General features: G+C 31.2%; 8 protein-coding genes. 1 reads left to right on the top strand and 7 read right to left on the bottom strand.

Annotation, left to right across the window (positions count from 1 at the left end; genetic code table 11):
* Window positions 1-8 precede the first annotated feature (8 nt).
* From mraY to rsmH, 6 genes are all read right to left on the bottom strand, one after another.
* Window positions 9-965 (bottom strand): phospho-N-acetylmuramoyl-pentapeptide-transferase, encoded by a 957-nt coding sequence (gene mraY / locus RSD37_RS10890; RefSeq protein ID WP_346946767.1) that lies wholly within the window; start codon window positions 963-965, stop codon window positions 9-11.
* Between the two features lie 13 nt (window positions 966-978).
* Window positions 979-2349 carry a UDP-N-acetylmuramoyl-tripeptide--D-alanyl-D-alanine ligase gene (gene murF, locus RSD37_RS10885; protein ID WP_346946766.1) on the bottom strand — a complete coding sequence of 457 codons (1371 nt, stop codon included), beginning with the start codon at window positions 2347-2349 and terminating at the stop codon, window positions 979-981.
* Window positions 2350-3798, bottom strand: a complete 1449-nt coding sequence (locus tag RSD37_RS10880) for a UDP-N-acetylmuramoyl-L-alanyl-D-glutamate--2,6-diaminopimelate ligase (protein WP_346946765.1) — start codon at window positions 3796-3798, stop codon at window positions 2350-2352.
* Window positions 3799-3898: 100 nt separating this feature from the next.
* On the bottom strand, window positions 3899-6094 hold the full coding sequence (locus RSD37_RS10875) for a stage V sporulation protein D (RefSeq protein ID WP_346946764.1): 2196 nt from the start codon (window positions 6092-6094) through the stop codon (window positions 3899-3901).
* Between the two features lie 17 nt (window positions 6095-6111).
* Window positions 6112-6609: a septum formation initiator family protein gene (locus RSD37_RS10870; RefSeq protein WP_346946763.1), complete on the bottom strand. Its 498-nt coding sequence runs from the start codon at window positions 6607-6609 to the stop codon at window positions 6112-6114.
* Window positions 6610-6636: 27 nt separating this feature from the next.
* Window positions 6637-7569: a 16S rRNA (cytosine(1402)-N(4))-methyltransferase RsmH gene (gene rsmH / locus RSD37_RS10865; RefSeq protein WP_346946762.1), complete on the bottom strand. Its 933-nt coding sequence runs from the start codon at window positions 7567-7569 to the stop codon at window positions 6637-6639.
* A gap of 624 nt (window positions 7570-8193) precedes the next feature.
* On the opposite strand from rsmH, the gene ychF reads away from it, so the two are divergent.
* Window positions 8194-9291 carry a redox-regulated ATPase YchF gene (gene ychF, locus RSD37_RS10860; protein ID WP_346946761.1) on the top strand — a complete coding sequence of 366 codons (1098 nt, stop codon included), beginning with the start codon at window positions 8194-8196 and terminating at the stop codon, window positions 9289-9291.
* Window positions 9292-9567: 276 nt separating this feature from the next.
* On the opposite strand, the gene RSD37_RS10855 is transcribed toward ychF, so the two are convergent.
* Window positions 9568-11852, bottom strand: a 2285-nt coding sequence (locus RSD37_RS10855) for an AAA family ATPase (RefSeq protein ID WP_346946760.1), incomplete at its 5' end; no start/stop codon positions are given.

Genomic DNA, 11852 nt, shown 5'->3' with positions numbered 1-11852 from the left:
TACTGTATTTAGTAAGTAATAGCTAGGAATCCTATTAGGCATAGTAGAACTGTTATTATGGAAAATACCGCTACTATTTTACTTTCATGCCATCCCTTTAATTCAAAATGATGATGAAGTGGTGCCATTTTAAACACTCTTTTTCCTGTTAACTTAAAGGATGCAACTTGTATAATTACAGATAAAGTTTCTAATACATATATTCCTCCAACTATAATTACAATTAGTTCAAGTTTTAATATCATGGCTATAGCTCCAATAGCTCCTCCAAGAGCTAATGCACCTGCATCTCCCATGAATATCTGGGCTGGATACGAGTTATACTTTAAAAATCCAAGTATAGATCCTGCTAAAATACCACAGAATATTGCTAATGTGTAATATCCCATTCCAAAGCTTACAAGAGCAAAGAAAGTCATTACTAAAAGTGTTACAGAACTACAAAGTCCATCTAATCCATCAGTAAGGTTAACAGCATTAGTTACTGCTGCAAAATACACCACAATGAATGGTATGAATAATATTCCTAAATTCCAAGTTTTTGTACCCAAGAAAGGTAACATTATATTTGTTCCAATTTTACTTGCTGCATAATATCCAAATATTACAGATACTACAACTAAAAGTATCATCTTCTGATAACTCTTCAATCCTTCATTTTTCTTCTTAATTATTTTTAGTGCATCATCTAAAAATCCAATTGCTCCAAATGCTAAAAGAGCATAAAGTGCAAGCATAGCTTCATCATGAGGATTTCTCACCATTACTATCATGGTTATACATGTAGCTATAATAAATATTATACCTCCCATAGTAGGAGTTCCCTGTTTCTTAAGATGACTTTGAGGACCATCATCTCTTATGTTTTGTCCAAATTTAAACTTACGCAGTGCTGGTATTATAAAAGGTGCAATAAAAAAAGCTACTAAAAATGCCACTAAAACAGAATATATTAATTTACTCATATTCCATCCCTCCCTATATATTTTTCTTTTGTAATTCTTTAATTATATTTTCAAACTTCATTGATCTAGATGCTTTTAAAAGCATAACATCACCTGACCTTAAATTATCTTTAAGGAAACTTACTAACTCATCCATTGAGTCAAAGGAACTAAAATTATCCTTTCCATATCCTCCTTCAAACTCCTTATTATACTCCCCAAGTGTGATAAGCATATCTACTCCACTTGATTTTGCATATTCTCCTATTTGTCTATGTGCCATGTGAGACTGTTCTCCTAATTCTTTCATAGTACCTAGCACTGCAATTTTTCTACCTTCATAAGTTTTTAATACCTCTAAAGCCGCTTCCATAGAATCTGGACTTGCATTATAAGCATCATTTATTATTATATAGTCATTAAAGTTTATGACATCCAGTCTCATGGATGTGGCTTCTAAGCTTTTTATTCCCCTTTGTATATCTTCATAACTAACCTTCAGTTCTCTTGCCACAGCTATTGCTAACAAAGAATTGAGCACATTATGCTTTCCTGGAACTGGCACATGAATAGAACTTTCTATTTCTTTCCCATCCTGCATTACGCTAAATTCTATACTGTCCTTATTTATAATTATTCTACAACCTTTAAAATTATAATCATTATTTATACCAATTTTTACAATTTTATATTTATCTGAACCATGATTATGAAGCATATCATTATCACCATTGATGATTAATACATTATCGCTTCCAAAAGTAGTTGTAATCTCTAGTTTTGCTTTTAAGATATTCTCTCTAGTCTTTAAGTTCTCCATATGAGAAGTACCTACATTAGTTATAACTCCGATGCTTGGTTTTGCAACCCTTGCTAAAGTCTCAATTTCTCCTAGGTTACTCATTCCCATTTCAAGAATTGCAACTTCATAGCTACCATCTAGTTTAAAAATCATCAACGGAAGTCCAATATCATTATTAAAATTCCCTTCTGTTTTAAACACCTTATACTTTTTGCTAAGAGCTGCTGCAATTAGGTCCTTAGTTGAAGTTTTTCCTGTTGACCCTGTAATACCAACTACCTTTATATCTAAAGTACTAATATAATAAGCTGCTAAATCTAACAGTGCTTTCTTTGTATCTTTCACTAAAATTATAGATACATTTTTATTTAAGTTTTCGTACTGTACTTCTTCATGAACAATACAAAGCTCTGCTCCATTTTCTACAGCCACATTTATAAATTTGTGCCCATCGAAGTTTTCACCTTTAATGGCAAAGAATATATCTCCCCTTGTAACCTTTCTACTATCTATTACCACAGTTGAAAATTCATCTTTTATACCCTTAACTAGAAGCTTTCCTCCTAGTGTATCTACGATTTTACTTAATCTTATAGTTTCCATCTATAACGTCAACTCCTCTATTAGTTCTAACACTACTTCCTTTTCATCAAAATGAATAGTTTCATTTTGAAGTATCTGATAGGTTTCATGTCCCTTTCCTGCAATTACTATAATATCACCTTTTTCTGCTATAAGTAAGGCTGTTTTAATAGCTTCTCTTCTATTTTCAATAAGTTGGTAGTTATTCTTTTTTACACCCTTCTTAACATCCTCAAGTATTGCATAAGGATCTTCACTTCTTGGATTATCTGAAGTTATTATAGCTACATCGCTAAGCGCTGTTCCAATGTCTCCCATAATAGGTCTCTTAGTTTTATCTCTATCTCCGCCACAACCAAAAATGCAAATTAATTTACCATTAGTTAACTCTCTAAGATTTTCCAATATATTTTTAAGACTATCCGGAGTATGAGAATAATCTCTAATCACTTGAAAACCTAAATTCATACCTAATGTTACATTTTCACATCTACCTGGTACAGTTACACTTGCAAGACCAACCTTTATAATATCTATATCTACTCCCTCACCTAAAGCTACTCCAATACACCCTAATGCATTATAGACATTATATTTTCCTGGAATTGAAAGACTTAGATTATGAGTTTTATTACCTATTTTAAAATCAAATACTATACCTGTAGACTCAAGTTCTACATTGACTCCTCTTAAATCACTTTCTCCTTCTATAGAATAAGTAGTAATCTTAGAATCTATCCTTTGTAATAATTCTCGTCCATAAGAGTCATCTATATTCACTATAGAGTTTTTACTCATCTTAAACAGCTTACATTTAGCATTAAAATAATTTTCAAAGGTTTTATGAAAGTCTAGATGATCTTGGGTTAAATTTGTAAACATTCCCTGTGAAAATTCTATTCCATACACTCTATCTAAATCTAGTGAGTGAGATGAGACCTCCATAACACAATAATCTATATTCCTATTAACCATTTCACTGAAAAGTTCATGAAGTTCTAAAGATTCTGGAGTAGTTTTCTCCGTATGGATTTTTTCATTTCCTATAAAGTTTGCAATAGTTCCTATAAGCCCTACTTTATATCCCTTAGCTTCAAGAATAGATTTTAACATAAATGCAGAAGTAGTTTTTCCATTAGTACCCGTTATTCCTATAATCTTCATTTTCTTACTTGGATTATTGTAGAAATTGGCTGATGCTATAGCTAAAGCCTTTCTTCCGCTTTCTACTTTTATGTAGGTTACTCCCTCTACTAGAGTAATTTCCTTCTCAACAACTATAACCTTTGCTCCATTTTTTATTGCCTTAAGAATAAATTCATGCCCATCCACATTAAATCCACTTATAGCAAAGAACATATCCTTATCCTCTATTTTTCTACTATCGTATTGAAGTTTATTCACTTCAGTGTCTTCGTTTCCCTTCAATATCTTATACTCTAAACCATTTAATAAATCTTTTATTTTCACTCTCAATCACATCCTTATAAAATCTTCATCAATACATATTTCTTTAAGCATATAAAATCCGGTAGCACAAGTCAAACTGTAACTACCGGATAACTTATATCTAGTCTGCTAGTACACCTAACTGGAATGTTATTGTCGTACCCTTTTTAATTTCCTGACCGGCTTCAATACTTTGTTCTACAACCAAGCCATCTCCTATAAATTCTGCCTTAAGTCCTAAGTCCTTAAACAATTTATCTATAGACTCTCTTGTAAAGCCCTTTAAATCAGGTATTACAACTATATTGGTACTACCAGTACTCGCTCCTGCATAAAGAATTATTTCTTTTCCTTCTTTAAGTGTATATCCTGGTTTTGGATTTATATCGGTAATAGTCTCTCCACTACCTTCAATCCTAACTTTCAATCCAGAATCAGTTATTACTTTCTTTGCCTCAGAAACTGATAATCCTCTAACCTCTGACACAATTATATCAGCTTTTAAACTTTCATCAACTTCCATGTAACTGCCTTGTGGTTTCATTTCACTATAATTAAATAAATCATTAAATAGTTTCTGACCAACTGGTGCAGCTATTTGTCCTGCATAGTATAGTGATGGATTTGGTTCATCTATAGACACAAAAACTGTAAATTTAGGATTATCTGCTGGTGCCATACCGGCAAAAGATGCTAGATATTTTCCATTTGCATATCCGCCATTAACCGTATCAACTTTCTGTGCTGTTCCAGTTTTACCACCAATTCTATATCCATCTATTTTAGCCTTAGAACCTCCACCATTACTTATAGTTGCTTCTAGATGAGCTCTCATTTCTGCCATAGCTTCTGTTGTAAATGTTTGTTTTTTATCTATTTCATAGGTTTCATCTACCATTAAGTTATTATCACTATCATAATGAACTATTTCCTTCATAAGATGTGGAGTAATTAAATATCCACCATTTGCAACAGCATTGTAAGCTTTCATATACTGAACGCCTGTAGTAGTGTTACTTTGTCCAAAAGATATAGTAGCCAGATCTGTAACAGAAATGTCCTTTGTAGCCTTAACTATCCCCTTTGATTCTCCAGGCAAGTCAATTCCTGTTTTTTCACCAAATCCAAATTTATAAATGTATTCATTTAAATTTTCTGCTCCAAGTCTCTCTCCAAGTGTCATGAACCCTACATTACATGAATTTTTAATAATACCTTCAAAATCTAGTGTTCCGTGTCCTGTAGTCTTCCAGCAGTGAATAGTTCTTCCGCCTATTGTAAGTGACCCACCACAATTAAATGTATCACTTGCTGTTACTACGCCCTTTTCTATAGCTGCTGTTGCTGTAATAACCTTAAATATTGATCCTGGCTCATAGGCATCACTTACTAACCTGTTCCTCCACATTTGCTGTATATCATTATCAGCTACATCTTCTGGCCATGGATTATTGGGATCATAATCTGGTTTATTAGCCATGGCAAGTATTTCTCCAGTATTGGGATCCATTACCATAATTGACACAGCCTTTGCTTGATTATCCTCTAAAGCTTCCTGGGCTAGTTTTTCTGCAAAGTATTGTATATTTTCATCAATAGTTGTCACTACATCTCTTCCATCTATAGGTTCTGTAAACTCTGAAATTGTATAAGGTAACCCTTCACTCTTTTGATCTATTTCAGCAACCTTTATTCCTGGCACACCTGCTAAATATTTATCATAATAAAGTTCTAATCCTGTAAGACCCTCTCCATCAGAGTTGGTATGTCCAAGTATGTGAGCTGCAAAGCTACCATTAGGATAATACCTTTTTGTGTCGGGAGATATTACAATACCATTGATATCATTATCCTTACAAAATGCTCTGATTAAATCTGTTGCATCTTTTTCAATTCTTCTCTTTAAAATAGCAGATCCTCTAAGTTTACCATTTGGAAGTGGATTAGTTAAAATTTTTAGCACTTCCCCTTCATCTTTTTCTATTATTTCACTCAATGCTTTAGCTACTTGTTCCATAGTCATTCCATTAGATTGTAAATCTTTTCTTAATGTATTTAAATCTAGGTCTGCTCTATATACATTAGCACTTACTGCAAGTTCGCTACCATTTCTATCTAGTATTCTACCTCGTTTTGCATTTATCTTAACATCACTGGTCCATTGCTGCGTTGCTAGTGACTTATATGTTGATTCTTTAACAAACATAACATACCCTAGCCTTATGGTTAATCCTATGAAAACCAAGAAGGCAAAACCCATGGAAATTATCATTCTCTTCTTCATCAATACCTTATCAACAAAATAATTTTTCGCCACTATAAATACCTCTCTAACTAATTAAATAATAAATTCTTAATTTTACTCAATAAATTATCCCCTTTTACAGCTTCTATATCATTAGGAGTTATTGATTGAACAGATTCAAGATCACAATAAACCCCATCAGTAGTCTTTGGTTTTACCATATTTAATTCTTTAGTGGCAATCTCTTCTATGTAAGAAATGTTATTAAATCTAAGTAACTTAATACTTAAATCTTCACTTTCTTCAGCCAAAACTTGTATATTATCTTTTAATGCTATTATTTCTTTCTGATTTTTATATATGGAACTGTACCCGGATACTAGCATAGCCCCCACTATACCTGTAGCTAAAATAGTACCATTAAATTTTAAGACATTTAGCATTTTAAATTTTTTAGCTTGTTTTAATTCTTCTCTACTCGGTCCTTGTTTAGTAGGATTTTTCACCCTTTCCTTTGGTAATGGATTAGCTTGTGATGCCAAAGCATTATTTCCATAAACAGTATCTTTTATGTTTTCTACTAACATTCTACTACCCCCATATAGTTTTTAGAACTAAATCTTTTTACATCCTCTGAGTTTTGCACTTCTACTTCTTGAATTGTTTTCAAGTTCTTCTTTACTTGCTTCTATCGGTTTTCTATTAATCAACTTAATTATAGGCTTTTTACCACATACACACATTGGTAATTCTTTTGGACATTTGCACGGATCTGTTAAATCCCTAAATTTCATTTTTACAATTCTATCCTCTAAAGAATGGAAGGTAATTATAGCCATAACACCATCTGAATTTAAAGCTTCTATACCATCTTCAATAGCTTGATTTAGAATACTAAGCTCTCTATTAACTTCTATTCTAATAGCTTGGAAAGTTCTTTTAGCTGGATGTCCTCCCTCTCTTTTAAACTTGCCTGGTATACATCCATCTGTAATTTTCACAAGTTCTAAAGTAGTTTCTATAGGTTTTACTTTTCTTACCTCTACAATTTTGCCAGCAATTCTCCTAGAGAACTTTTCTTCACCGTACTCCTTTAATATTCGGTACAATTCGTCTTCACTGTACTCATTTACAACATTATATGCAGAAAAAATTTCTTCTCTGTTCATTCTCATATCAAGAGCAGCTTCCTTCATATAACTAAATCCTCTTTCACCCTCATCCAACTGATAAGAAGATACTCCAAGGTCCATAAGTATGCCATCAACTTTTTCTATTCCTAACTCCTTTAATATATCCTTTATATTATAAAAGTTATTGTGTACATATGTTACATTGGAAAACTCTTTCAGTTTCTCCTTTGCTGCCTTAAGTGCATCTAAATCTTGGTCTATTCCAATTAATCTTCCATTCGAAGAAAGTTTTTTTAATATTTCACTTGAATGACCTGCTCCCCCTAAGGTGCAATCCACATATATACCATCCTCTTTAATATCTAACATGTCTATACATTCTGTAAGCATTACTGAAAAATGTTTAAATTCCATTATTAATCTCCTTCATTTTTATATTTAGATTTCTATTTCTATTTAGAATTATTGCTTTAAGTGATACTCCAAATTTCAATTTAGCTAGTAAAACTTGCTTCTTAGAATTAACATGAAAAAGAATTACCTTAATTCTGTTAATTCTATAACCTAAATTAATATATAGAATTATCTAAATATAAATCTCATTTGTATTATTATTTTACCCTATGTCTATCAACTATAAACTCTACTGATTTCAAATATAAATAATAGTTGCTACTACCCTGAATAATAACTTCTAGACATTGCTAGAAATTAAACCCACTTTAAAGCTAGGGATTCTGTTTATTCACTTAACATTGTACCATAAATAATTCTATATGTTCATAGAAATTCCTTTTAAATATCAATTAAATTTACTAGTTTTTTAACAAACTTATAAATATAATTTAAGAAATCTCTTTCACACCAAAATAATTACATATAATCTCTTTGATGTTTGATATTACTATAAGCTCTTGATTATTTTCACTGTTCTCTATAGAATTATTGAAATTCCTTCTTCTCTAGAGTATAATTTAAAAGAATTAGATTTTTTAAGTAATAAGCCCAAGGGTTTAACATAGAAAGGACGAATACTTTATGAAATTAGGAATCGTAGGTTTACCCAACGTAGGAAAGAGTACTTTATTTAACGCTATTACAAAGGCAGGAGCTGAATCTGCTAACTATCCATTTTGCACCATAGAGCCAAATATTGGAGTTGTCAGTGTTCCAGACAGCCGTCTTGATGTATTGCAAAAGATATACAATTCAAAGAAACAAATTCATACTGCCATAGAATTTTATGATATAGCAGGATTAGTTAAAGGAGCAAGTAAAGGAGAAGGGCTTGGAAACAAGTTTTTATCTCACATCAGAGAGGTTGAATCAATAGTTCATACAGTTAGATGTTTTAATGATGAAAATATTGTTCACGTAGAAGGTTCAATATCCCCTATTAGAGACATTGAGACAATTAACCTAGAATTAATTTTCTCTGATCTTGAAGTATTAGAGAGAAGAATGGAAAAATCTCTTAAACTAGTACGTTCTGGAGATAAAGTTGCTAAGGCTGAGTATGCAATTATGGAAAGAGTTAAGGAGCAGCTTGAAGATAACAAGCCAGCTAGAACTCTAGATATTACTGAAGATGAAGCTGAATTTGTAAAAAGCTTATTCTTAATCACTTCTAAACCAGTATTATATGCTTGTAATGTAAGCGAAGATGATTTAATGGAATGTGGCGGAGAAAATGACATGGTAAAACTAGTTGAAGAATATGCTGCATCTGAAAACTCTCAAATTATAATCGTATGTGCAAAACTTGAAGAAGAACTTTCAACTTTGGAAGATGATGAGAAAAAAGATTTACTTGGAGAGTATGGCCTTACTGAATCTGGTCTTGATAAATTAATTCATGCTAGCTATAAATTACTTGGATTAATGAGTTATTTAACAGCTGGACCTCAAGAAATTAGAGCTTGGACAATTAAAGTTGGTACAAAAGCTCCTGCTGCTGCTGGTAAAATACACAGTGATATTGAACGTGGATTTATACGTGCAGAAATTATCTCCTTTAATAAGTTAGAAGAATGTGGTTCTGAAGCTGCTGCTAAAGAAAAAGGCTTCTACAGATTAGAGGGAAAAGAATATATAATGCAAGATGGAGATGTAGTTAACTTTAGATTTAATGTGTAAGAAAGAAACTAAATCTATGATTTAATTCTTAGAACTTAAGTGACATTCCAAATCTTTGATTTGACTAATGGAACTTACTCCTTAGAACAAAGTGAAAATGGGCTTCCCCATTTAAATTAATAAGCTATCTGAAAATAAAGGTTTAACTTTTGTTTTCAGATAGCTCTTATTATATTACCATAATGTTTATTAGATATATTCTTAGTGGACTGTTAAAATTGGCATCAATATTATCCGAACATGATACCATTTGTAGAGCTATTGAATTTTATTCTTCTACTCTTTTTTATAATTTTCACATTGTTTATTTATCATATCCAATACATCTTGAAATTTAATTCCATCTATATCAAACATTATCTCCATAGCATCCTCTACATTTTCCATAGTGTATAATGTGAAATCACCATCTACTATAGCTTTTTCAACTTCTGATGAAAGTACTAAATCTTCCTTGTTGGATATTGGAATTACTACACCCTTACCTTTAATTGTATCTAATGACTTACATACAGAAAAGAATCCTTCTATTTTTTCATTAACTCCACCTATGGGTTGAACCTGTCCAAACTGATTTATCGAACCTGTTAATGCTATGTTTTGATTTATAGGAATTTTACAAAATGCTGACACAATACATATAGCTTCTGCCACCGATGCACTATCACCATCAATTACTCCATAGAGCTGTTCAAAACTTAAATTAAAGTCCACAGGCAACCTTTCATAACCACCATTGAGATTATTTATATATCCCTTCAAAATACTAATACCCTTGGTATGAATCTTACCACTAAGATTAGATTCTCTCTGTGCATCAATTATCTTTCCATCTCCGTTAAAACAAGCACAAGTTATCCTCACCGGTTTTCCGAAACTAACGTATCCTGTATCTATAACTGACAGTCCGTTAATTTGACCCACCTTGCTACCCTTAACATCTATTAATATCTTTCTATCTTCATAAAGGCTTAAATATTCTTCCTCTATTATTTCTTTTTTATAAGCAACATTTTCTATGTCCTTACCATCAATAAATTCTCGGCCTTCTTCTAATGCCCTATAATTGGATAGAAGTATTAAATTAGAAATTTCATGGCAATCAAAATAAATTTTATTCTTATTTTCAGCCTTTCTTGATAAAAACTTTGCAATTTCTTTTACTCCACTGGATGTAATGTTTTTAATATTATTAGCTTTGACAAAATCATCTATTTCCCTTAGTAGTATAGCCTTTACCTGGTCTTTTGATTGTAATACCCCTTTATATTCTGCCCTCATCTTAAATATAGTTTTAAATTCTTTATCATAGTTATATAGAGCGTCATAAATATCATAGTCTCCTATTATTATTACCTTAGTATTAATCTCTACAGGAACTGGCTTTAAGTTTCCTAAGGTAAATAACTCTAAATAGCCTCTATTATAATCCAAATCTACTTTTTCTGTAATTAAGGATTTCTTCAAATAATAATAGAACTGCGGATTATTTAAGATACTACTTGCTCTTATTATAAGACATCCACCATTTGCTCTTACATAGCTTCCAGCTTTTATAGATTTCACTGTAGAAACATATACATTATTATGATTCTCATATTCAATAGAGCCAAGTAAGCTAGTAACACTAGAATCATCATCAAAAATTACAGGTGGACAATTATTATGTGAATTATCTACAATTACATTTATGTCATACTTATATATAATTTCTTTTATACCCTCTTCATCATCTTCATAATTAATAGAATAGTTTTCTTGCAAACTAGTCCCAATTGACTTAATTACATAATTAATATATGTGGTAGCCTCCTTGTCCTTTTGAAATGTTTTTCTTATTTCCTTTTTTAACACCTTTATCTCATCTTCAAAAAAACTGCTCATAATTTCTCTAATTCTATTTAATTCATCATCTTTCATATTTCTAAGCTTTTCTAATATATCATTTGCACTTATCTTAAGCTCATTTACTTTATCAATAATTTTGTCTTTTTCATCCTCTGTTAGCTTATCATATTCATCCTCGGTCATTTCCTTTCCAGAATTCAATGGTACAAAGGTAAAACCATCTCCGCTAGTTTTTATATCAAACCCAAAGGTTTTAGCTAGATTCATTAAATCTTCAATTATTTTACTACGTCTGTCCTTAATAGTATTAATTAATTCTTCTTTTTCCTTATTATCCAAACCGTTGTAAAACTTAAATATACTCTCCGCATAAAAATCTTGAACTTTATCTAATATATACTTTAATTTATTTCCATAACCATTATTAACAAATATAGGAATTGGTTCCTTAGGATTCTCTTTTATAACATAACAAATATCCCTTGGAGGATCTTTATCTTTCAATATGTCTTTTACATAGCTAATAATATGTTTTACTCTACTTTTTGAAAATTCGTCAACAAGGTAAAGATTATATCCATCGCTATCTAAAAGTAAGGAAGTTTTAATTTTTTTGTATGCCTCTGTATATTGTGGTAAGATAAATTCGCCTTCTATTTTTTCATTATCATTAATATTAAAATCATATAAAACTTCTCTTGGTTTTAAAACTT

The organism is Clostridium sp. (assembly GCF_036646415.1).
GTDB lineage: Bacteria > Bacillota > Clostridia > Clostridiales > Clostridiaceae > Clostridium_J.
The sequence above is the reverse complement of the archived record's forward strand: the minus strand, read 5'-3'. Positions and strand labels throughout refer to the sequence as shown.

Excerpts from the sequence above, each read along its gene's own strand:
- murF (WP_346946766.1), bottom strand. The coding sequence starts at position 2,349 with ATGGAAACTATAAGATTAAGTAAAATCGTAGATACACTAGGAGGAAAG.
- ychF (WP_346946761.1), top strand. The coding sequence starts at position 8,194 with ATGAAATTAGGAATCGTAGGTTTACCCAACGTAGGAAAGAGTACTTTA.
- RSD37_RS10870 (WP_346946763.1), bottom strand. The coding sequence starts at position 6,609 with ATGTTAGTAGAAAACATAAAAGATACTGTTTATGGAAATAATGCTTTG.
- mraY (WP_346946767.1), bottom strand. The coding sequence starts at position 965 with ATGAGTAAATTAATATATTCTGTTTTAGTGGCATTTTTAGTAGCTTTT.
- rsmH (WP_346946762.1), bottom strand. The coding sequence starts at position 7,569 with ATGGAATTTAAACATTTTTCAGTAATGCTTACAGAATGTATAGACATG.